At 66.1% G+C, this 21483-nt stretch carries 18 protein-coding genes; 1 reads left to right on the plus strand and 17 read right to left on the minus strand.

Annotated elements, in window-relative coordinates; translation table 11 throughout:
- Positions 1-297: 297 nt before the first annotated feature.
- The 3 genes from rluB to DN412_RS08685 form a co-directional block, all read right to left on the minus strand.
- Positions 298-2199 (minus strand): 23S rRNA pseudouridine(2605) synthase RluB, encoded by a 1902-nt coding sequence (gene rluB / locus DN412_RS08675; protein WP_115014122.1) that lies wholly within the window; start codon positions 2197-2199, stop codon positions 298-300.
- 5 nt (positions 2200-2204) lie between these two features.
- On the minus strand, positions 2205-3053 hold the full coding sequence (gene scpB / locus DN412_RS08680; protein ID WP_115014123.1) for an SMC-Scp complex subunit ScpB: 849 nt from the start codon (positions 3051-3053) through the stop codon (positions 2205-2207).
- A gap of 591 nt (positions 3054-3644) precedes the next feature.
- On the minus strand, positions 3645-4403 hold the full coding sequence (locus DN412_RS08685; protein WP_115014124.1) for a sulfite exporter TauE/SafE family protein: 759 nt from the start codon (positions 4401-4403) through the stop codon (positions 3645-3647).
- Between the two features lie 78 nt (positions 4404-4481).
- Here DN412_RS08685 and fnr point away from each other — a divergent pair, with 78 nt between their 5' ends.
- Positions 4482-5207, plus strand: a complete 726-nt coding sequence (gene fnr, locus DN412_RS08690) for a fumarate/nitrate reduction transcriptional regulator Fnr (protein ID WP_115014125.1) — start codon at positions 4482-4484, stop codon at positions 5205-5207.
- Positions 5208-5255: 48 nt separating this feature from the next.
- Here the strand turns inward: fnr and DN412_RS08695 are convergent, their stop codons facing one another.
- The 14 genes from DN412_RS08695 to ugpQ all read right to left on the minus strand — a co-directional run bounded on the left by DN412_RS08695 (position 5256) and on the right by ugpQ (position 21483).
- Positions 5256-5501 carry a hypothetical protein gene (locus DN412_RS08695; RefSeq protein WP_115014126.1) on the minus strand — a complete coding sequence of 82 codons (246 nt, stop codon included), beginning with the start codon at positions 5499-5501 and terminating at the stop codon, positions 5256-5258.
- Positions 5498-5707 carry a hypothetical protein gene (locus tag DN412_RS08700; RefSeq protein ID WP_078196783.1) on the minus strand — a complete coding sequence of 70 codons (210 nt, stop codon included), beginning with the start codon at positions 5705-5707 and terminating at the stop codon, positions 5498-5500. The genes DN412_RS08695 and DN412_RS08700 overlap by 4 nt, the downstream gene beginning before the upstream one ends.
- A gap of 43 nt (positions 5708-5750) precedes the next feature.
- Positions 5751-7223 (minus strand): cytochrome c oxidase accessory protein CcoG, encoded by a 1473-nt coding sequence (gene ccoG / locus DN412_RS08705; RefSeq protein WP_115014127.1) that lies wholly within the window; start codon positions 7221-7223, stop codon positions 5751-5753.
- A 49-nt stretch (positions 7224-7272) separates the two neighbouring features.
- Entirely contained in the window at positions 7273-8190 is a 918-nt protein-coding gene (gene ccoP / locus DN412_RS08710) for a cytochrome-c oxidase, cbb3-type subunit III (RefSeq protein WP_115014128.1), read from the minus strand.
- Positions 8191-8192: 2 nt separating this feature from the next.
- Entirely contained in the window at positions 8193-8357 is a 165-nt protein-coding gene (locus DN412_RS08715; RefSeq protein WP_078196786.1) for a cbb3-type cytochrome oxidase subunit 3, read from the minus strand.
- A 3-nt stretch (positions 8358-8360) separates the two neighbouring features.
- Positions 8361-9023 carry a cytochrome-c oxidase, cbb3-type subunit II gene (ccoO, locus tag DN412_RS08720; protein ID WP_115014129.1) on the minus strand — a complete coding sequence of 221 codons (663 nt, stop codon included), beginning with the start codon at positions 9021-9023 and terminating at the stop codon, positions 8361-8363.
- Positions 9024-9041: 18 nt separating this feature from the next.
- The gene (ccoN, locus tag DN412_RS08725; protein ID WP_115014130.1) at positions 9042-10490 is read right to left on the minus strand and encodes a cytochrome-c oxidase, cbb3-type subunit I; all 1449 of its coding nucleotides are present in this window, start codon (positions 10488-10490) and stop codon (positions 9042-9044) included.
- 155 nt (positions 10491-10645) lie between these two features.
- Positions 10646-10792 carry a cbb3-type cytochrome oxidase assembly protein CcoS gene (gene ccoS / locus DN412_RS08730; protein WP_010809469.1) on the minus strand — a complete coding sequence of 49 codons (147 nt, stop codon included), beginning with the start codon at positions 10790-10792 and terminating at the stop codon, positions 10646-10648.
- A gap of 2 nt (positions 10793-10794) precedes the next feature.
- A complete protein-coding gene (locus DN412_RS08735) occupies positions 10795-13362 on the minus strand; it encodes a heavy metal translocating P-type ATPase (RefSeq protein WP_115014131.1) in 2568 nt (855 codons plus the stop codon).
- Positions 13363-13467: 105 nt separating this feature from the next.
- The gene (gene zapE, locus DN412_RS08740; protein ID WP_115014132.1) at positions 13468-14565 is read right to left on the minus strand and encodes a cell division protein ZapE; all 1098 of its coding nucleotides are present in this window, start codon (positions 14563-14565) and stop codon (positions 13468-13470) included.
- Between the two features lie 104 nt (positions 14566-14669).
- A complete protein-coding gene (gene lpdA, locus DN412_RS08745; RefSeq protein ID WP_115014133.1) occupies positions 14670-16094 on the minus strand; it encodes a dihydrolipoyl dehydrogenase in 1425 nt (474 codons plus the stop codon).
- A gap of 98 nt (positions 16095-16192) precedes the next feature.
- Entirely contained in the window at positions 16193-17440 is a 1248-nt protein-coding gene (gene odhB, locus DN412_RS08750) for a 2-oxoglutarate dehydrogenase complex dihydrolipoyllysine-residue succinyltransferase (protein ID WP_115014134.1), read from the minus strand.
- 89 nt (positions 17441-17529) lie between these two features.
- Positions 17530-20382 carry a 2-oxoglutarate dehydrogenase E1 component gene (locus DN412_RS08755; RefSeq protein WP_078196793.1) on the minus strand — a complete coding sequence of 951 codons (2853 nt, stop codon included), beginning with the start codon at positions 20380-20382 and terminating at the stop codon, positions 17530-17532.
- A gap of 330 nt (positions 20383-20712) precedes the next feature.
- Positions 20713-21483, minus strand: coding sequence for a glycerophosphodiester phosphodiesterase (gene ugpQ / locus DN412_RS08760; protein WP_115014135.1), 771 nt, complete (start codon positions 21481-21483; stop codon positions 20713-20715).

The raw sequence follows: 21483 nt of genomic DNA on the forward strand, positions 1-21483 counted from the left end.
ATCCCGAGTAATGGCCATCAACACCGCGGCAGGCAAACCCGCCGGTGCCGTCCGGGACGACCCTGCTGCAGCCCTGCCTGTCCGCCATCCCCCCGCCCCAGCGGAGAGAACCGAAAAACGGGCGAACCAAAAAAAAATGGGCGCAATGCCCATCATTCGCCCATCCTCGACGAGGATGGCTTTTTGAATAGACTTGAATTATACGCGGATTATGTCGAAAAGGCAAAAGCCAGACATTTCCGCACACTGCACGCGGCGCCAGCGGGCATTCTGCCCGCCGTGCGCCGCAATCAGCGCTTATCGGTTGCCGCCGCGGTTGCCACCGCGATTGCCGCCACCACCACCGCCACCACCGCCGCCGCCACGCGGCGAGCGGTTACCACCCGGCTTCGCCGCCTTCGGCATCACATTGCCATTGGCTTCGCCACCGCCGCGGCGCGGCTTGCCCTGGCCTTGACCCTGGCCCTGGCCGCCTTGACCGCGCATGCCACCCATGCCGCCCATGCCGCCCATGCCGGCACCACCGCGCCCCTGGCGCGCGCCGGTACCGCGCCCGCCGCCCAGGTTGGCCGCGTGCGAGGTCAGCAAGGTCGGGCCGTGGCTGATATAGCCCATTGACGTCTTCATCGGATCCGGCTGGCTGCTGCGGCTGCCGCCGCGGGCACCGCCCTGGTCGAAGCGCGGCAGGCCGTCCATGCCCGTGGGCATCGGCATGCCGGCAATCGCGGCTTCGGTACGCTGCTTGCGCCCGCCGACCTTGGTGGCGCCCCTGGGTGCCTGCTCGCCCTTGCCGGGCACCTTCAGGCCGACACCGGCCATCAGCGCCTTGACGTCATTCGGCTCCACTTCCTGCCAGCGGCCGCGCTTGAGGCCGCGCGGCAGCAGGAACTGGCCGTAGCGGGTGCGGATCAGGCGCGACACGGTCAGGCCGACCGCCTCGAACATGCGGCGCACTTCACGGTTGCGGCCTTCGGTCAGGGCCACGTGGTACCACTGGTTGACGCCTTCGCCACCGCCGTCGGCAATGCGCAGGAAGTTGGCCTCGCCGTCGTCGAGCTTGATGCCGTGCAGCAGGCGCTGGCGGTCGGCTTCGGCCAGCTCGCCCAGCGTGCGCACCGCGTACTCGCGCTCCACGCCGTAGCGCGGGTGCATGAAGCGGTTGGCAATGTCACCCGACGTGGTGAAGATCAGCAGGCCTTCGGTGTTGAAGTCCAGGCGGCCCACCGCGACCCACTTGCCGGTCTTGATGCGCGGCAGGCTGTCGAACACGGTCGGACGGCCTTCCGGATCGGACTGACTGACGATCTCGCCGGCGGGCTTGTGGTACAGCAGCACGCGCGGCGGCTTGGTCGACACCTTGCGGTGGATCAGCTTGCCGTTCACGCGAACCTGGTCGGCCGGCAGGATGCGCTGGCCGATGTGCGCCGGCAATCCGTTGACCGAGACCCGGCCCTGCAGGATCAGCTCTTCCATCTCGCGGCGCGAGCCCAGCCCGCCCTCGGCCAGCACCTTGTGCAGCTTGGGCGCGTCGTCGTCAGCCGACAGCTCGCGCACCGGCTTGGCCTTGGTGCGCGGGATCACGGTGTCTTCGCTGTCGTACTGCTCGGAGATCACGAAGCGGAACAGGTCTTCGCTGCCCGCCGCGGTCTTGTCTGCGCCGGCCGGGGCCTTGCGCGGTGCCTGCGGCTTGCCGCCCTCCTTGCGTCGCCCCTGCTGGCGCGCGCCGGCGCCCTGGGCCTCGCCAGGCGCTGCCGCCTTGCCGGTGCGCTGGCCCGGCTTGCGCTTGCGGCCGGGCTGCTCCGGCTTGTCGGTGCCTTCGGCCCTGGCCGCGCGGTCCACCTTGTCTGCCTTGCTGCTGCCCTGGCCGCCCTGGTTGCCCTGGCCGCCTTCACCCTGCCCCGTCTTGCGCTTGCCGCGGCCTCGCTGGCCACCACGCGCGCCGCCCGCCGCCTGTGCGGCACCCGGCTCACCGGCTTCGCCCTGGCCGCCGGCGCTGGCGCCTTCGGCACCCTCGGTGCGGTCCTGCGCCTGGCGGCGCGATGCCACCAGGTTCCTCAGCCCGCGGCGCAGCCCCTTGCGGCGGGGCGCGGCTTCGCTGCCCGATCCGGGTTCTGCGGCGCCGGTGTCGGCGGATGCGCCCGCGTTGCGGGCGTCTTGCTCAACGGAATCAGACAAGATATTCACTATCGGATGTTGCATGTTGTTCAGTTCGGCACGCGCTCGTCGTGCTCGCTCGGGTGCGGCGGAATGCCGTCGTCGGGCAGTTCGCCCCGCGCCCCGTCCGGATTGGGTGCGGCTGGTTCGGTGGAATCGTTCGAATCAGCCTCGTCAGCCGCCGGTTGCAGCGGCCGCACGTCGAAGCCATTGGCGCCTTCGTCCATCGGACTGGCCTCGTCGGCTTGATTCTCGCCAGACGCTTCGGCCGCCGCCGGGGTGGCCGGCTCGGCAAAAGCTTCTTCGTCGGCACTGGCCGGCTTGTTCGCCGCCAGGTCTTCAAAATTGATCGCCTGCTGCTCCAGCAAGGTTGCCTGCGCCTGTGCCTGGGCGTCTTCCAGCGGCGGCAGTTCGTCCAGCGTGCGCAGGCCAAGGTCGTCCAGGAACGCCTTGGTGGTGGCATACAGCGCGGGCCGGCCGGGCACGTCGCGGTGGCCGATCACCTCGATCCAGCTGCGGTCCTCCAGCTTCTTGATGACTTCCGTGCTGACGGTCACGCCCCGGATTTCCTCGATATCGCCCCGGGTCACGGGCTGGCGATAGGCAATGATCGCCAGGGTTTCCATCACGGCGCGCGAATACTTCGGCGGCTTTTCCGGATTCAGGCGGTCGAGGTATTCCCGCATTTCCGGCCGGCTCTGGAAGCGCCAGCCGCTGGCCAGCGCCACCAGTTCCACGCCGCGCGGCCGCCAGTCCTGGCGCAGTTCCTCGAGCAGCACGCGGATGGTGTCTGCGCCGACGTCGTCGTCAAACAGTCGCCGCAGATCATTGACGCGCAACGGTTCCTGCGCGCAGATCAGCGCCGTCTCGAGGACGACCTTCGCCTCTTGGGTATTCATGTTGATGGTGTGCAGCCTGTCTTTGCACCTGCTCCCGGACGGATCCGGGGCACCGGAGATTTTGGATACAGCGGTGCGAAAGCCACCGCCATCTCATTGCGCAGCGAGCCGGATACCTGCTGCATCCAAGCCGTGCACTTCCCTTTCTTTGCATCGAGTTGCCGGGTCGTTCCGACAGGAGATCGTCCGCATACCGTCATGGACCGGCCAGCGAACCTCTTGCGTCGCGCATCCGCACACAACGGACGTCGCTGTCAGCGAACTGAACGCCTCGGACGCAAGAAAAAAACGGATATCGGGAGCAAGGCCGGCATCTACAACACCACGGGGCCAGCCGGACTTTTGAACCAGATCTTTTGAACCGGATGGACCGCGGGGGCGGGACGGGCATCGAAAACCTTCCGCTTCCCTTGTCCTGAGCGCGCCTTCTGGTATGAAGGCCGCCTGGCGCTGCTCGCCACTGCTTACCGCGGCCTGTCTGACTCCGCGCGATACCGCAATGTTGGCGATTGTATGGCATTCCCGCCTCTGCCTGCAACCATCATCCGTTGTCCATGCGGCGCCAACGCCTCAGAACAGTCCCAGACAGCATCAAAACACCAGACAGAACCCCTGCTCGGCCAGCGAATGTGGCAGCAGCACCGCTCGCGCAATGCCAAGGCCGCCAAACGCCATCACCGCGAGGCCTGCCCCCAGCCGCACGCCGCGACGCCGCGACAACAGCCGCAGATAGCCCGACAGCCCGGACAAGACCAGCAGATTCGGCAGCGTGCCGAGCCCGAAAACCCCCATGACCAGCGCCCCGGAGCCCGCGTTGCCCGCCAGCAGCGCCAGCGTCAGCGCGCCATAGACCATGCCGCAGGGAACCAGCCCCCAGGCCAGCCCCACCCCATAGCGCCGCGCCAACCCGCCGCGCGCCCGCACGAATGCCGGCATGCCGCCGGCCAGGCGGCCCAGCCGCCGCGCCACGGCGGCACTGCCGCGCGCTGCCAGCCGTTCCAGCCAGTTCACGGTAAAGGTACTGCCGCGCAGCAGGCGCCAGCCGGACCACAGCAGCATCAGGCTGCCCACTCCGAACAGCCAGCGCTGCACCGGCAGATAATCCTGCTTCCATGCCGAAGCGCCGGCGGCGCCAAGGGCCGCGCCCAGCAGCATATAAGTCGAGATCCTGCCCATGTGCATCACCAACAACTCGACAAGCCAGCCGGCGCGGCTGCGCACCAGACTGACCGTCGCAGGCATTCCGCGCCGTTGTTCCGCCGCGAGGGCCACGCCACCGCACATCGCGGCACAGTGGACGCCGCCGAGCAAAGCCAGCAGGAAAACGCTGATCAGCACCGCAAATGTCAATTCTGTCTCCCTGCCGCATCACATCGCACGGTAAAATGTCCTAATCGCGCCCTCGCTGCCATTTCTAGCAGGTTCCAATTGCTCACCTCCATTCCCGTTACCGAGATGTCGCCCCGTTGCTCCACGTGTGCGATGGGGCAGCTGTGCCTTCCGGTTGGCATGTCGCAGCAAGACCTCGCCAAGATGGACACGCTGGTGCAAGAGCGCATTCGCGTGCACAAGGGTGAAACCCTGTATCGCATGGGCGACCCGCTCACCGCCGTCTATGCCATCCGCTTCGGTACGCTCAAGACCCACGTCACCACCGAAGACGGCCGCTCGCAGATTACCGGTTTCCATCTGCCCGGTGAAATCGTCGGGCTTGACGGACTGGGCGAGATGCAGCACGCCTCCGATGCCGCCGCGCTGGAAGATACCGAGGTGTGCGTGGTCCGCATGAACGATCTGCAATCGCTGTCGTCAGACCTGCCATCGCTGCAGCAGCAGTTCCTGCGCCTGATGGGCAAGGAGATCACGCACGACCAGCTGATGCTGGTCACGCTCGGTTCGATGCGCGCCGAGGAACGCCTTGCCGCCTTCCTGATCAACCTGTCGGAGCGGCTGTCGGCACGCGGGTATTCTGCTTCCGAGTTCGTGATGCGCATGAGCCGCGAAGAGATCGGCAGCTACCTCGGGCTGAAGCTGGAAACCGTCAGCCGCCTGTTCTCCCGCTTTGCCGAAGCCGGCCTGATCCAGATCCGCCAGCGCCACGTCAAGCTGGTCGACATCGACGGCATCAAGCAACTCTACAGCCGTTCCTGCTGAGCCACTGCCACGCTGCCATCGCCGCATGCGGCGATGGCAGCGCCAACCTCACTCCAGTTCGTCGGTGTCGCTGAGCCTCGTCGGCATGGTGTAGAGCGTCAGCCCGCTGGACAGCGCGCAGAACACCCATGCGACCAGGAAGCCGATGGTGTAGACCGATTCGCGCGACGCTTCGATCGGATGCCCGAAGAAGTTCAGCTCGCCCGGATCCACCACGGAAAAGACCGTCGCAGTCGCCAGGCCGGCCATCAGGAACCCCGGCCAAAGTACCCACATCAGCCAGCGCAACCTCATGGCTGCCTCGCAGGTGCAGTCTTGGGCGTCGTGGCCGCGGCCTTCTCCACCACCAGGCCATGGCGCGCCACACCCTGCACGGGCATGTCGGGGTGCGTTGACGCCAGCCAGATCGTCACGCCGCACGCCACCATGGCCACCAGCGGACCGCTCATCAGCAGCCACGGCCACGGTTCCTTCCACCACGGATTCCCTTGCTGACTCATCTTGCCCCCTTCATCTTGGCGACTACGTCCGAGTCCCCTAGCTTCACAAATCGCGCGGCACGATAAAACTGGTGGATTGCCGGATTTCGGCATGCCCCCGCCCCGTGCCTTCGCTCGTTACTGTCACGCTGATCTTGTGCGTGCCCTGCGCCGCGGCCTCGACCGGCACGCGAATGCGGATCGGCAGCAACCGGTTGGAGGTCGGCGCCAGCGATTCCGCCTGCTTGTCGTACTCCACCGTCAGGTTCTTCAGCTCGTCGCTGTCGGCGCTCACACGGATCTGCATCGGCGCTTCAGTCGTGTTGATCAGCTGCAGGCGATAGACATTCTCGATCCAGCGCCCTTCCACTTCCCGGCCGAGCGCGCCGCGGTCGCGGATGATGTCGACCTTCAACGGCGTGCGCAGCGCGATCGACGCGAGGAACCCGGCCAGCAGCGCGACCCAGACCACTGAATAGATGATCACGCGCGGACGCAGCAGCCGCTTGCGCGACGCCACGGCGGACAAGCCCTTGCGCATCGCGTTCTCCGAGGTGTACCGGATCAGGCCGCGCGGGTAGTCCATCTTGTCCATCACCTGGTTGCACGCGTCGATACACGCGCCGCAGCCGATGCATTCATACTGCAGGCCATCGCGGATATCGATGCCCGTCGGACACACCTGCACGCAGATGCTGCAGTTGACGCAATCGCCCAGGCCCGCCTTGTGGTGGTCAGTCTTGCGCGAGCGGCTGCCGCGCGGCTCGCCGCGCCCGACGTCGTAGGTCACGACATAGGTATCGCGGTCCACCATCACGCTCTGGAAACGCGCATACGGGCACATGTACTTGCACACCTGCTCGCGCATGAAGCCCGCGTTGCCCCAGGTTGCGAACGCATAGAACAGCATCCAGAACGCCTGCCACGGCCCCAGCGACAGGGCCAGCACCTCGCCGCCAAGTTCGCGGACCGGGGCGAAGTAGCCGATAAAGGTGAAGCCGGTCCAGAGCGCGATCAGCACCCACAGGAAGTGCTTGGTGGCTTTGATGCGAAACTTGCGCAGGCTCCACGGATCGCCATCGAGGCGGATGCGTGCGATGCGGTCGCCTTCGACCCGCCGCTCGATCCACATGAAGATCTCGGTGTAGACCGTCTGCGGACACGCGTATCCGCAGAACAACCGGCCCGCGATCGCCGTGAACAGGAACAGCGCGAGCGCGGAGATGACCAGCAGCACCGCCAGGTAGATGACGTCCTGCGGCCACAGCACCAGCCCGAAAATATAGAACTTGCGCTCGCCAAGGTCGAACAGCACGGCCTGGCGGCCATTCCATTGGAGCCAGGGCGTGCCATAGTAGATCAACTGGGTCAGGATCACCATCCAGACCCGCCAACTGGAGAAGGCGCCCGTCACCGAGCGCGGATAGATCTTGCGGCGGACCTCGTAGAGCGTTTCGTCAGAGGTCTCGCCCGGCGCAGCGGCCGACCGTTGCAGGTCGGCCGCCCGGGCCCTTTCCTCAGTCCCGGGTGCGTTCATGAGCATGCTCTCCCGCGAGCCACCAGCGCCCGCTCACATGAGTCGTCGGTCATTGCCCGGCTCCGCCCCCGGTATTGGACAAACCCCAGACATAGGCCGTCAGCATGCGAATGCGTTCAGGCGTCAGGATTTCCTCATGCGCCGGCATATGGCTGTTATGGCCCTTCTGGATGGCATCGACGATGCTGGCTTCCGAGCTGCCATAGAGCCAGACGTTGTCGGACAGGTTCGGCGCACCGAGTGCCTGGTTGCCCTTGCCGCCGGAGCCGTGGCAGGCCACGCAGGTTGTCTTGAAGGTGCCCTCGCCACGCGATGCGCGGATCGGATCCGACGACAGCCCGGACAGCGAACGCACGTACTGCGCCACATCGCCCGCCTGCTTGGCGTCAATGCTGGCGGCGAACGGCGGCATCACGCCATTGCGGCCCTTGGCGATGGTCTGCTGGATCGTTTCCGGCTCGCCGCCATACAGCCAGTCATTGTCGGTCAGGTTCGGGAAGCCGCGGCTGCCGCGCGCGTCCGAGCCATGGCACTGCGCGCAGTAGTTCAGGAACAGGCGCTGGCCGATCTCGCGCGCCTGCGGGTCCGCCGCCACCTGTTTGACGTCCATCTTCAGGTACCTGGCGTAGATCTCGTTCTGCATCTGCTCCTGCGCCGCGCGGTGCGCCGCCAGTTCGCCCTGCGTGGAGAACTTCAGTACGCCGGCGTACGAGCCGAGGCCCGGGTACAGCACCAGGTAGGCCAGGCTGAAGATGCAGGCCAGCAGGAACATCCACATCCACCAGCGCGGCAGCGGGTTGTTCAGCTCGCGCAGGTCACCGTCCCAGACGTGCCCGGTATCCTCGGCGCCACCGGCAGTCTTGGTGATCTTGCGTTGCGAGAACAGCAGCCACACGCACCAGACGATGCCGATGAGCGCGATGCCGGCAATGTAATAACTCCAGAATTCGGAAATGAAATCGCTCATGACTAGGTGTTCCGGCTCGATGTTGTCGTGGTTTCGTCAGGCAGCGCGAACGGCAGCATGGCGGATTCCCGGTTGGCGGCCTGCCGACCGGCAGACCAGGCCCACCAGCAGATCCCCAGGAAGACGACCATCGACACGACGGTCGCAATGGCAGTGATCAAGGCCATGGCTTACTCCTTGGGTGCCGCGGCCGCGGCGGAATCCACGCGGACGTTGCGGCGGTTGGTGCCCAGGCCCTGCAGGTAGGCAACCAGCGCGTCCTCTTCCGTCTTGCCCTTGAGCTCGTCCGGTGCCTTGGCGATCTCGGCGTCGGTGTACGGCACGCCCAGCCGGACCAGCGCGCGCATGCGGGACTGGATATCGTTGGTGGGCAGCTCGGCCTTTTCCAGCCACGGGTACGACGGCATCACCGATTCCGGCACCACGTCGCGCGGATTGCGCAGGTGGATGCGCTGCCAGTCATCCGAGTAGCGCCCGCCCACGCGGGCCAGGTCGGGACCGGTACGCTTGGAGCCCCACAGGAACGGATGGTCGTAGACCGATTCGCCCGCCGTGGAGAAATGGCCATAGCGCTCGGTCTCGGCCTGCAGCGTGCGCACCTGCTGCGAGTGGCAGCCGACGCAGCCTTCGCGGATATAGATATCGCGCCCCATCAGCCGCAGCGGCGAATACGGCGTGATGCCCGGATCCGGCTCGGTGGTGGAGTGCTGGAAGAACAGCGGCACGATCTGGACCAGACCCGCGATGCTGACCACGAGGATCGTGCAGATGATCAGCCAGCCGATGTTCTTTTCCAGCGTTTCATGGGAAAAGAAGCGTTGTTTGTCGGACATCTTTCTATCCTGGATTGATCAGTGGGCAGAGGCAGGGATGCTGGCCGGGATCGGCGCATCCACGGCACGCTTGCCGACGATGGTCTTGAGCACGTTGTAGGCCATCAGCAGCATGCCGGACAGGAAGCACAGGCCACCCAGCAGGCGAATCAGGTAGAACGGGTACTTGGCCTTGACCGCTTCGACGAACGCATAGGTCAGCGTGCCGTCAGGCTGCGTGGCGCGCCACATCAGGCCTTCCATCACGCCGGCGATCCACATCGAGGCGATATACAGCACCACGCCGATGGTCGCGATCCAGAAATGCCACTCGATCAGGCGGACGCTGTACATCTGCTTCTCGCCAAAGAGCCGCGGGATCAGGTAGTAGAGCGAGCCGATCGAGATCATCGCGACCCAGCCCAGCGCGCCCGAGTGCACGTGGCCGATGGTCCAGTCCGTGTAGTGCGAGAGCGCGTTGACGGTCTTGATCGACATCATCGAGCCTTCGAAAGTGGCCATGCCGTAGAACGAGAGCGCCACCACCAGGAACTTCAGGATCGGGTCGGTGCGCAGCTTGTGCCAGGCACCCGACAGGGTCATGATGCCGTTGATCATGCCGCCCCAGGACGGCGCCAGCAGGATCAGCGAAAACACCATGCCGAGCGACTGCGCCCAGTCCGGCAGCGCGGTGTACTGCAGGTGGTGCGGGCCGGCCCACATATAGGTGAAGTTCAACGCCCAGAAGTGGACGATGGACAGGCGGTAGGAGTAGATCGGGCGCTCGGCCTGCTTGGGGATGAAGTAGTACATCATCCCCAGGAAGCTGGTGGTCAGGAAGAAGCCCACGGCGTTATGGCCGTACCACCACTGGATCATCGCGTCCTGCACGCCGGCATAGGCCGAATAGGACTTCCACAGCGACACCGGCATCTCGATGTTGTTGACGATGTGCAGCAGCGCGATGGTCAGGATGTAGGCGCCGAAGAACCAGTTGGCGACATAGATGTGCCGCGTCTTGCGCTTGACGATGGTGCCGAAGAACACGATCGCGTAGGCCACCCAGACCGCGGTGATCAGCAGGTCGATGGGCCATTCAAGCTCGGCGTACTCCTTGGAGCTGGTGATGCCCAGCGGCAGCGTGATGGCGGCCGCGACGATGACTAGTTGCCAGCCCCAGAACGTGAACGCGGCCAGGGGGCCGCAGAACAGGCGGGCCTGGCAGGTGCGCTGGACCACGTAGTACGAGGTCGCGAACAGCGCGCTGCCGCCGAAGGCGAAGATCACCGCATTGGTATGCAGCGGGCGCAGCCGGCCGAACGACAGCCAGGGAGTGTTGAAGTTGAGTTCGGGCCAGATCAGCTGTGCTGCCAGCAGCACGCCGACGGCCATGCCGACGATCCCCCAGACTACCGTCATGACAGCGAACTGTCTTACGACGCCATAATTGAAGGTGTCGACGCGTGAAGACGCGGCAGTGACATCCATTCAGACCCCCAAAGCTTAGAGAAAAGAGAAAACCTGCTGACAGTGTGACTTTAGGAAAACTGTGCCGCAGGCGCGTTGATCTTTATCAAGTCGATCCGGGCACGCGTTGAACCTGCGGGCAAAGCCCCGGTCGGAGGCCCTCTTTTGCCGCGGATTCAGGGCTTGTCGTTGTCCAGCAGGATCGATTCGGCGGGCCGGTCCAGGTCGTCGTACTGCCCGGCATGAAGGGCCCACCACAGCGCGCCTGCGATGACCACCACGAGCACCAGGCTCATCGGCACCAGCAGGTAAAGCGTTTCCATCGTCAGACTCCCTTGTGGCGCGGCTTGCCTGCGCGCAGCAGGCGCCAGGCATTGGCCACCACCAGCAACGATGACAGCGACATGCCGATGCCGGCCATCCATGCCGTGACCAGCCCTGTCGCCGCCAGCGGAATGGCAATCACGTTGTAGAAGAAGGCCCAGCCCAGGTTCTGGCGCACCACGCCGCGGGTCTGGCGCGACACCGCCAGCGCGGTGGCGATCTCGGCGACACCGCCATGCGTCAGCACCGCGTCCGCGCCGGCCTGGGCCAGCGGCGCGCCGCTGCCGATGGCAATCGACACCTGCGCTTGCGCCAGCACCGGCGCGTCATTGATGCCGTCGCCCACCGCCAGCACCACGGCCCCGCCCTGCTGCAATCGCGCCACGTAGTCGCGCTTGCCTTCGGGGGGGACCTCGCCGGCCACGCAGTCGATGCCGAAATGCGATGCCCACCAGTGCACCGCCGCGGTGTTGTCGCCCGAGACCAGGTGGCAACGCAGGCCCAGTTCGTGCAGGCGCGCAAGCAACTCAGGCGTCTGCGGCCGCTCGACATCGGCCAGGATAAAGCGTGCCAGGAGCCCGCTTTCGGCGCCGAGCCGGACTACGGTAGCACCGGGATGGGTCGGATCGCTGGACGCTGCGCGCGCTGGAAGGCCATCGGCCACCAACGCCGCGACAAAATCGGCACGGCCCAGGCGCAGGCGGCGGCCGGCCACGACCGCCTCCAGGCCCTGGCCCGGAATGTTGCGCATGCCGGTGACCTGCAGCGGCATGCCGGCGCTGTCCTGCGCCGCGGCCACCAGCGCGCGCGCGATCGGATGCTCGCCGCCGCGCTCCATCGCCGCGGCCAGCGACAAGCATTGGGCCTGATCGGCGTCGGCCAGCGGCTCGACCGCCACCACGGCAAAGCGGCCTTCGGTCAGCGTGCCGGTCTTGTCGAGCACCACGTCGGTGACGCGCGCCAGCGTTTCCAGCGCGTGGCCGCGCGTCAGCAGCACGCCGCGCCGCGACAGCGCCGCGCCGGCCGCGGCCAACGCAGCAGGCGTGGCCAGCGACAATGCGCACGGGCAACTGACCACCAGCACCGCGATCGTCACTAGCAAGGCGCGCGACGGATCGATCCAGAGGCCCCATACCAGCCCAGTCAGCGCCGCCAGCACCAGCAGCGTCGCCACGAACCAGCCCGCGACGCGGTCGGCCAGCGTGGCCAGGCGCGGCTTTTCCGCCAGCGCGCGGTCCAGCACGGCGACGATCTCGGCCAGGCGGGTGCCGGCGCCGACGCGGGTCACCCGCAGCTCCAGCGGGCTGGCCGTATTGAAGCTGCCGGCCAGCACGGTCTCGCCGGCGGCGCGGCGCACCGGGCGGCTCTCGCCGGTCAGCATGGATTCGTCCAGTTCGCTCGCGCCCGCCACCACGGCACCATCGGCGGAGGCGATCTCGCCAGCCTTGACGCGGATAAGGTCGCCGGTACGCAGGCGCGCGACCGGAACACGCTCGCCGGCGGCACCCGTCGCGGCCAGCCGCTCGCAGGTGGCCGGCAGCTGGCGCGCCAGCATCTCGGCGCCGCTGCGCGAGGCCTGGCGCACGCGCAGCTCCAGGTAGCGGGCCAGCAGCAGGAAGGCGACGAACATCGTCACCGAATCGAAATAGACCTCGCCCACGCCGCGCACCGTGGCCAGCGCACTCGCGGCAAAGCCGGCGCCGATGCCGATCGCCACCGGCACGTCCATCCCCATATGGCGCTGGCGCAGGCTGCGCCAGGCGCCGGCAAAGATCGGCGAGGCGGCATAGAGCACCACCGGCAACGTCAGCGCGAAACTGGCCCAGCGCATCAGCTGGAGCTGCCCGGGGTCGATGGTGGCCTCGTGGGTGTAGATCGGCCACGCGTACATCATGACCTGCATCATGCCAAGCATGGCCACGGCCATGCGCATCAGCAGCCCGCGGCGCGCGCGGCGGTCCTGCTGGTCAGTGCGCGAGACTTCGAACGGCCAGGCCATGTAGCCGATGCCGGCCAGCGCGGCCAGCAGCCCGGCCACCGACTGGGCACCGTCACGCCAGCGGACCACCACCCGCCGCGTGGCCACGTTGGCCACCGCGGACTCCACACCCGGCTGGCGGCTCAGGTGTTGTTCGATCAGCCAGGCGCAGGCGGCGCAGCGGATGTTCTCGGGCGCCAGCGTGATCTCGGCGCGGCCGCCGTCAAGGGGACGGACAAACTGGCTGCGCAGCTCGGGGGTGTCGTAGGCGGCCCAGATCGGCTCGGACTCGCGCCGGGCGTCGTCGTCGATGGGGCGTGCGAAGCGGGCTTCATCCCCGTAGAGATGGGCAAAGCCCGCTGCATGGAGGGTCTGCGCCAGGGCCTGGCAACCGCCGCAGCAGAACAGCCGGCGGCTGCCGTCCAGGTCGGCGGCAAGGGGCTCGGCATCGGTGACGGGCAGGCCGCAATGGAAGCAGGCCAGCCGCGCGCCGGCGCCGGCTGCGGCCGTGCCCGCGGCATCGCGATCGATGGCCGGCGGGAATGGCGCCAGCAAGCTGGCCGAAGGACTGGTGACTGGGGGCGACGACATGGGGACCTTTTTCTACCCAGTGGAGGGTATATGCGGGTCCCCGAATCGACCTTGATATAGGTCAATGCGGCCCGGCTATCGTCGCGCCGGGCCGGAAAACAACGCTCAGGTGAGCGTGGTGTCCACGGTGCGGCGCTCGGATTCCAGGTATTCGCGCGATTGCATCTCGATGATGCGCGATACCGTCCGATGGAACTCATTGGCCATCTGGCCTTCGGTATAGAGTTCGTCCGCGGGCACTTCTGCCGACATCAGCAGCTTGACCTTGTGGTCATAGAACACGTCGATCAGCCAGGTGAAGCGGCGTGCCTCGGACGACATGCGCGGCGTCATGCGCGGCACGTCGGACAGGATCACGGTATGGAACTGGGAAGCCAGTTCGAGGTAATCGTTCTGCGAGCGCGGGCCGCCGCACAGCGTGGCAAAGTCGAACCACACCACGCCGTTGGCCTTGCGCAGCGCGCGCAGTTCGCGGTGCTCGATATGCAGCAGCGGTGATTCGTCGGCCACGCCGGCGATCGAGGTGAAGGCGTCGCGCAGCGCCGAACTGGCCTTGGCGCCCAGCGGCGTGTGGTAGGCCTGCACCTGTTCCAGCGCGCGCTTGCGGTAGTCAATGCCGGCGTCGACATTGAGCACGTCCAGCTTCTGCTGCAGCAGCGCGATGGCGGGCAGCACGCGGTCGCGGTGCAGGCCATCCGGGTACAGCAGGTCCGGGCGGTAGTTGGAGGTCATCACGAACTGCACGCCGTTGTCGAAGAGCTGCTGCAGCAGGCGGTGCAGGATCATCGCATCGGCGACGTCATTGACGTGGAATTCATCGAAGCAGATCAGCCGGAAGCGGCGCGCAATGCGTTTGGCCAGTTCGTCCAGCGGATCGGGACGGCCGCGCAGATCTTCCAGCTGGCGGTGCACCTCGCGCATGAACTCATGGAAGTGCAGCCGCGTCTTGCGCACCACCGGCACGCAGGAATAGAAGCTGTCCATCAGGAAGGACTTGCCGCGCCCTACCCCGCCCCACATGTAGACGCCCTGAGGCACATCGGGATGGACCAGCAGCTTCTTCAGCGCGTTGTTGCGGCGGCTCTTATAGGCCACCCATTCGTCGTAGCACTGCTGCAGCCGGGCCACGGCGCGAAGCTGCGCTTCGTCGGACTGGTAGCCGCGCTCCTTCAGTTCCTTCTGGTAGTACTCGGTGACGTTCATGCTGGCGGGTTCTGGCGGGCGGGTTCCCAGGGGACGCCCCGCAAGTGAAAACGGCGCGCCGCGAATGCGGCGCGCCGGTACTCAGGCAACGGAAGGCATGCGCCTTACATGTTGAGCTGACGCTTGTCGACGGCCAGCGCGGCTTCGCGCATGACTTCCGACATCGACGGGTGCGGATGGCAGACGCGGCCGATATCCTCGCTGGCGGCCTTGAACTCCATCGCCACCACGGCTTCGGCGATCAGATCCGAGGCGTTGGCGGCAACGATGTGCACGCCCAGGATCTCGTCGGTCTTGGCGTCGGCCAGCATCTTGACGAAGCCGTCGGCATGGCCCATGCCCAGCGCACGGCCGTTGGCCATGAACGGGAACTGGCCGGCCTTGTACTCGCGGCCTTCGGCCTTGAGCTGGGCTTCGGTCTTGCCTACCCATGCGATTTCCGGGAAGGTGTAAATCACCCACGGTACGCAGTTGTAGTCGATGTGCGGCTTCTGGCCGGCGATGCGCTCGGCCACGGCCACGCCTTCGTCCTCGGCCTTGTGCGCCAGCATCGGGCCGCGCACCACGTCGCCGATGGCCCACAGGCCCGGCACCTTGGTGGCGCAGTGGTCGTCCACCTCGATGAAGCCACGCTGGTCCGCGGCCAGGCCGACGGCATCCAGGCCCAGGTTGTCGGTGTTGGGCACGCGGCCGACCGACACAATCAGGCGATCCACTTCCAGCGTCTGCGCGGCGCCGTCCTTGTCGGTGTATTTGACGGTGACGCCGTTCTTGCCGGTCGTCACTTCATTCACGTTCACGCCGAGGCTGAACTTCAGGCCTTGCTTGGTCAGCTGCTTCTGCGCTTCCTTGGCCACGCCTTCATCGGCGGCGCCCAGGAAGGCGGGCAGCGCTTCCAGCACGGTCACTTCGGCACCCAGGCGGCGCCACACCGAGCCCAGCTCCAGGCCGATCACGCCGGCGCCGATCACGCCCAGCTTCTTCGGCACTGCGGGGAACTTGAGCGCGCCCTCGTTATCGCTGACGAGGTCGTTGTCGACCTTGACGCCAGGCAGGTGGCGAGCCTTGGAACCGGTGGCGATGATGACCTGCTTGGCGGTCACGACTTCACCGGCGACGTCGACCTGGAAGCCTTCGGCGGTCTTGCCGACGAACTTGCCGTAGCCCTTGAGCAGCGTCACCTTGTTCTTGCGGAACAGGAACTCGATGCCCTTGGTCATCTTGCCGACGATATCGTCCTTGCGCTTGAGCATCTTGGCCACGTCGACCTTGACGTCGCCCACGGTGATGCCGTGGTCGCCCAGGTGGTGCTGGACGTTCTCGAACTCTTCCGAGGAAGCCAGCAGCGCCTTGGAGGGGATGCAACCCACGTTCAGGCAGGTGCCGCCCAGGCGGGCTTCGCCTTTGGGATCGTCATACGGATTGCCTTCGCAGCAGGCCACGTTCAGGCCCAGCTGGCCGGCACGGATAGCGGCGATGTAGCCGCCGGGGCCGGCGCCGATCACCAGCACGTCGAATTGTTTGCTCATGGGAATTCCTTTGTGGGCGCCGGCGACAGCAAGTGCCGGCGCTCCGTCATCACGGGGAGCGCACCCCGCGCACCTTGGCGTGCGCGGGGGGACCGGTATTACAGGTCCAGCAGCAGGCGGGCCGGATCTTCCAGCGCGTCCTTCATGGCGACCAGGCCCAGCACGGCTTCGCGGCCATCGATGATGCGGTGGTCGTAGGACATCGCCAGGTAGTTCATCGGGCGGATCACGATCTGGCCGTCTTCCACCACCGGGCGGTCCTTGGTGGCGTGCACGCCCAGGATGGCCGATTGCGGCGGGTTGATGATCGGGGTCGACAGCATCGAGCCGAACACGCCGCCGTTGGAGATCGAGAACGTACCGCCGGTCAGTTCGTCCAGCGACAGCTTGCCGTCACGGGCCTTGACGCCGAACTCGGCGATCTTCTTCTCGATGTCGGCCAGGCTCATCTGGTCGGCATTGCGCAGGATGGGCACCACCAGGCCGCGCGGCGAGCCCACCGCGATACCGATGTCGAAGTAGCCGTGGTAGACGATGTCGTTGCCGTCGATCGAAGCATTGATCAGCGGGAACTTCTTCAGCGCGTGGACTGCGGCCTTGACGAAGAACGACATGAAGCCCAGCTTCACGCCGTGTTCCTTCTCGAAGCGGTCCTTGTACTTGTTGCGCAGGTCCATCACCGGCTTCATGTTCACTTCATTGAAGGTGGTGAGGATGGCGTTGGTGGCTTGCGATTGCAGCAGGCGCTCGGCGATACGGGCGCGCAGGCGGCTCATCGGCACGCGCTCTTCCGGGCGGTCGCCCAGCGCGGCGAAGTCGACCGGAGCCGAAACCTGCTGCAGCGCCGGCTTGGCGGCCGGAGCCGGGGCAGCCTTGGCGGCGGGAGCCGGCGCGGCGGCCGCGCCCAGCACGTCGCCCTTGGTGATGCGGCCGTCCTTGCCGGTGCCGGCAACCTGGCCAGCCGACAGGCCGGCTTCGGCCATCAGCTTGGCAGCCGACGGCATCGCCACGGCGCCGGCGGCGGCCGGAGCGGCAGCAGCCGGTGCCGGGGCGGCAGCGGCCGGTGCGGGAGCGGCGGCGGCCGGAGCGGCGGCGCCAGCGGTGGCTTCGGTGTCGATCTTGGCGATGATTTCCTCGGCCACGACGGTATCGCCGTCGTTCTTGACGATAATCGACAGGACACCTGCCGACGGGGCCGGCACTTCCAGCACGACCTTGTCGGTCTCGATCTCGATCAGGATTTCGTCCTGTGCAACTGGCTCGCCCGGCCTCTTCTTCCAGTTGAGCATGGTCGCTTCGGCGACCGATTCGGACAGTTGCGGAACCTTGACGTCAACGATAGCCATGGTTGTGAATTCCTCGTGTTATGCGTGTTGTCTTTATGCTGGCAATGCCACGGCGGTCGCCTGCGCGCGCCGCCGTGGCTGCCGCCTGATTACTTGGTCAGAACAAAGCCCTTGAGCTTGGCGAAGGCAGCATCCAGCAGCGCCTTCTGTTGCTCGTTGTGCTTTGCGTAGTAGCCCACCGCCGGCGAAGCCGACGCGGGACGACCGGCATAACCGAGCTTCTGGCCATCCGTCATGTTTTCCATGATGTAGTGCTGCACGAAGAACCAGGCGCCCTGGTTCTGCGGCTCATCCTGGCACCACACGATTTCGGTGGCGTTCGGGTACTTCTTCAGCTCCGCGGCCACGGCCTTGTGCGGGAACGGGTACAGCTGTTCCAGGCGGATGATCGCCGCATCGTTGGCCTCGCGTTCCTTGCGCGTGTTGACCAGGTCGTAGTAGACCTTGCCCGAGCACATGATGACGCGCTTGACCTTGCTGGCGTTGAGTTCTTCGTGGTCGGCGATGACCGTCTCGAAGTGACCCTTGGCCAGGTCCGACAGCGGCGACACCGCGTCCTTGTTACGCAGCAGCGACTTCGGCGTCATGATCACCAGCGGCTTGCGGAACAGGCGGATCATCTGGCGGCGCAGCAGGTGGAAGATCTGGGCCGGCGTGGTCGGCTGGCAGACCTGCATGTTGTGGTCCGCGCACAGCTGGAGGAAACGCTCGATACGGGCCGAGCTGTGTTCCGGGCCCTGGCCTTCGTAGCCGTGCGGCAGCATCAGCGTCAGGCCCGAGGCACGGCCCCACTTCACTTCACCCGACGAGATGAACTGGTCGATCACCACCTGGGCGCCGTTGACGAAGTCGCCGAACTGGGCTTCCCAGATCACCAGCGCGTTCGGTTCGGCGGCCGAGTAGCCGTATTCGAAACCGAGCACGGCTTCTTCGGACAGCACCGAGTCGATCACCGTGAACGGTGCCTGGTTTTCCGACACGTTCTGCAGCGGCACGTAGCTGCCGGCATCCCAGCGCTCGCGGGCCTGGTCGTGCAGCACCGCGTGGCGGTGGGTGAAGGTGCCGCGGCCGGCATCCTGGCCGGTGATGCGCACCGGGTAGCCCGAGGACACCAGCGAAGCGAAGGCCAGGTGCTCACCCATGCCCCAGTCCAGCGGCTGGTCGCCGCGGCCCATGTTGGCGCGGTCCTTGACGACCTTTTCCACCAGCGGATGCAGCTTCAGCGTTTCCGGCGTGGTGGTGATGCGTTCAGCCAGGCGCTTGAGCTCGGTCACCGGCACGGCGGTGTCGGCGGCGTCGGTCCACTTGCGGTTCAGGAACGGCATCCAGTCCACGGCGAACTTGTTCTTGAAGTTCGACAGGACGGGGTCGGCGGTGTGCTTGCCGGCGTCCATCGCGGCGCGGTATTCCTTGACCTTCTCGTCGCCGAACTCGGCCGGAACCAGGTTCTGCGCGGCCAGCTTGTCGGCGTACAGCCTGCGCGTGCCGGGGTGCTGGGCGATCTTCTTGTACATCAGCGGCTGCGTGACCGCCGGGGTGTCCTGCTCGTTGTGGCCCAGCTTGCGGAAGCAGATGATGTCAACCACGACATCCTTCTTGAACTCCATGCGGAAGTCCACGGCCAGCTGCATGGCGTACACCACGGCTTCGGGATCGTCGCCGTTCACGTGCAGCACCGGGGCCTCGATCATCTTGACCACGTCCGTGCAATACAGCGTCGAACGGGCGTCGCGCGGGTCGGAGGTGGTGAAGCCGATCTGGTTGTTGATGACGATGTGCATCGAGCCGCCCGTGCCGTAGCCGCGGGTCTGCGCGAGGTTCAGCGTCTCCATCACCACGCCCTGGCCGGCAAAGGCGGCGTCGCCGTGCACCTGCACCGGCAGCACTTCCCCGTGGCCGGCTTCGCCGCGGCGTTCCTGGCGGGCCTTGGCCGAGCCTTCGACCACCGGGTTGACGATTTCCAGGTGCGACGGGTTGAACGCCAGCGACAGGTGGACCGGGCCGCCTTCGGTCGAGACATCGCTCGAGAAGCCCTTGTGGTACTTGACGTCACCGGCCGGCAGGTCGTCGACGTGCTTGCCTTCGAATTCGGCGAACAGGTCGGCGGGCATCTTGCCCAGGGTGTTGACCAGCACGTTCAGGCGGCCGCGGTGGGCCATGCCGATCACGATTTCCTGCACGCCCTTGCTGCCGGCGTGCTGGATCAGCTCGTCCATGGCGGCGATGAAGCTTTCGCCGCCTTCGAGCGAGAAGCGCTTCTGGCCGACGTACTTGGTGTGCAGGAAGCGCTCCAGGCCTTCAGCCGCGGTCAGGCGGTCCAGGATGTGCTTCTTCTTGTCCAGCGTGAACACGGGCTTGGAACGCGTGGTTTCCAGGCGCTCCTGCCACCAGCGCTTCTGCGCCTGGTCGCTCACGTACATGAATTCGAAACCGATGGTGCCGCAGTAGGTCTCGCGCAGGTTGTTGAGCAGCTCGCGCAGGCTCATCGACTCCTTGCCAAAGTAGGTATTGCTGGCATTGAAGACGATGTCGAGGTCTGCTTCGGAGAAGCCGTAGAACGCCGGGTCCAGATCCGGCAGGGGCGGACGCTCCTGACGCTTGAGCGGGTCCAGGTCGGCCCAGTGCGAACCGATGTTGCGGTAGGCGGCGATCAGCTGGGTGGCAGCGACGCGCTTGCGGCCCATGTCGGAATCGGCCGAGGCAACGATGGTCTTGATGGGGCCTTGCTTGGCGCGCTCGGCGAACGAGGCAACGATGGGGGCGTGGGCGATATCCCGGGCGCTGGTGCCGTCGACCGCAGGAACGTTCTGCATGGCGTCGAAATACGCGCGCCAATTGTCGGGAACCGAGGCGGGATTCTGGAGGTAGGCTTCGTACAGTTCTTCGACATACGGGGCATTACCGCCGAAGAGGTACGAGTTGCTCTGATACTGCTGCATCATGGGGACGCTCACTTTTCTCCGGGAATGCCGGAGTTCAGCGGGTTATTCAACCTTCCGCGACACGGCTTGACCGGTTAGCGGATCGCAAACAACTCTTGGGAGCCCAACTGAGGCGCCTACGCAAACGGCACCGCCTGGGTGCCGCATGTGATGGCTTCCTCACAGGGCCCGAAAGGGCAAGTTGTGCGGGGAAGGACCTAAAGTCTTCACGGCGGTAAGGATAGCACGAATTGCTTTTGATCAATGTGGACTTTTCGCGATGCGAAACACACTGGAGCGACAATTCCTTGCGTATTCAGCGAATTAGCAACAGCCGCGCAACAATATGAATCACGGCGCGATCTGGTCGACCGCATCGGTGATCAGGCCGTCCAGACCCCAGGCCAGCAACTGCGCGGCACGCTCAGGGTCGTTGACGGTGTAGCTGAGGACCCGGAAGCCGGCGGCATGCGCGTCGGCAATGACCTTGGCATTGAGTACGCGGTGGTTGGCGTCCAGCGCCACGCAGTCAAGCTCGCGCAGCCGGTCCAGCCAGTCCGCGGGGAGCTTGTCGAGCAGCAGCGCCCGCGGCAGCTCCGGCGCAACCCGGCGCGCCGCCGCCAGGGCCTCGTCGGAGAAGGACGACAGCAACGGGGGCACGGACGCGCCGCGCCACAGGCTCTGCGCGTCCAGCGCCACGGCCGCGCCGGTCAGCGTCTCGCGGCCGGGGACGGGCTTGATCTCGATATTGATGCAATACCCGTTGGCGCAGGTGTAGCGTGCGATCGCCTTCAGCGTTGGCACAGGCTCGCCGGCAAAGGTTGCACTGTGCCAGCTGCCGGCATCCAGCAGCGCCACTTCGCCCAGGGTCAGGCTGTCCACCCGTCCGCTGCCGGTGGTGGTGCGGTCCAGCGTGGCGTCATGCATCAGCACTGGCTTGCCGTCAGCCGTCAGCTTTACATCGAACTCGAACATCCGGTAGCCGAAGGACGCGCCGTGGCGAAAGGCCGCAAGCGTATTCTCCGGCGCCAGCTTGCCCGCGCCACGGTGCGCGATATGGCGCGGATACGGCCAGTTGTCTGTGGTCACCGCACCTGCCCAGCTTGTCTGTTCGTCTGCCAT

This window comes from Cupriavidus lacunae, from assembly GCF_003353055.1.
Taxonomy (GTDB): Bacteria; Pseudomonadota; Gammaproteobacteria; order Burkholderiales; family Burkholderiaceae; genus Cupriavidus; species Cupriavidus lacunae.

Bases quoted from the DNA above. Each gene is read 5' to 3' on its own strand.
- DN412_RS08715 (WP_078196786.1), bottom strand. From the start codon at position 8,357: ATGGCCTTGATCACTGCCATTGCGACCGTCGTGTCGATGGTCGTCTTC.
- DN412_RS08700 (WP_078196783.1), bottom strand. From the start codon at position 5,707: ATGAGTCAGCAAGGGAATCCGTGGTGGAAGGAACCGTGGCCGTGGCTG.
- ccoP (WP_115014128.1), bottom strand. From the start codon at position 8,190: ATGAGCGATTTCATTTCCGAATTCTGGAGTTATTACATTGCCGGCATC.
- zapE (WP_115014132.1), bottom strand. From the start codon at position 14,565: ATGAACGTCACCGAGTACTACCAGAAGGAACTGAAGGAGCGCGGCTAC.
- ccoG (WP_115014127.1), bottom strand. From the start codon at position 7,223: ATGAACGCACCCGGGACTGAGGAAAGGGCCCGGGCGGCCGACCTGCAA.
- lpdA (WP_115014133.1), bottom strand. From the start codon at position 16,094: ATGAGCAAACAATTCGACGTGCTGGTGATCGGCGCCGGCCCCGGCGGC.
- DN412_RS08695 (WP_115014126.1), bottom strand. From the start codon at position 5,501: ATGAGGTTGCGCTGGCTGATGTGGGTACTTTGGCCGGGGTTCCTGATG.
- odhB (WP_115014134.1), bottom strand. From the start codon at position 17,440: ATGGCTATCGTTGACGTCAAGGTTCCGCAACTGTCCGAATCGGTCGCC.
- ugpQ (WP_115014135.1), bottom strand. From the start codon at position 21,483: ATGGCAGACGAACAGACAAGCTGGGCAGGTGCGGTGACCACAGACAAC.
- ccoN (WP_115014130.1), bottom strand. From the start codon at position 10,490: ATGGATGTCACTGCCGCGTCTTCACGCGTCGACACCTTCAATTATGGC.
- scpB (WP_115014123.1), bottom strand. From the start codon at position 3,053: ATGAATACCCAAGAGGCGAAGGTCGTCCTCGAGACGGCGCTGATCTGC.
- DN412_RS08735 (WP_115014131.1), bottom strand. From the start codon at position 13,362: ATGTCGTCGCCCCCAGTCACCAGTCCTTCGGCCAGCTTGCTGGCGCCA.
- ccoS (WP_010809469.1), bottom strand. From the start codon at position 10,792: ATGGAAACGCTTTACCTGCTGGTGCCGATGAGCCTGGTGCTCGTGGTG.
- ccoO (WP_115014129.1), bottom strand. From the start codon at position 9,023: ATGTCCGACAAACAACGCTTCTTTTCCCATGAAACGCTGGAAAAGAAC.
- DN412_RS08755 (WP_078196793.1), bottom strand. From the start codon at position 20,382: ATGATGCAGCAGTATCAGAGCAACTCGTACCTCTTCGGCGGTAATGCC.
- rluB (WP_115014122.1), bottom strand. From the start codon at position 2,199: ATGCAACATCCGATAGTGAATATCTTGTCTGATTCCGTTGAGCAAGAC.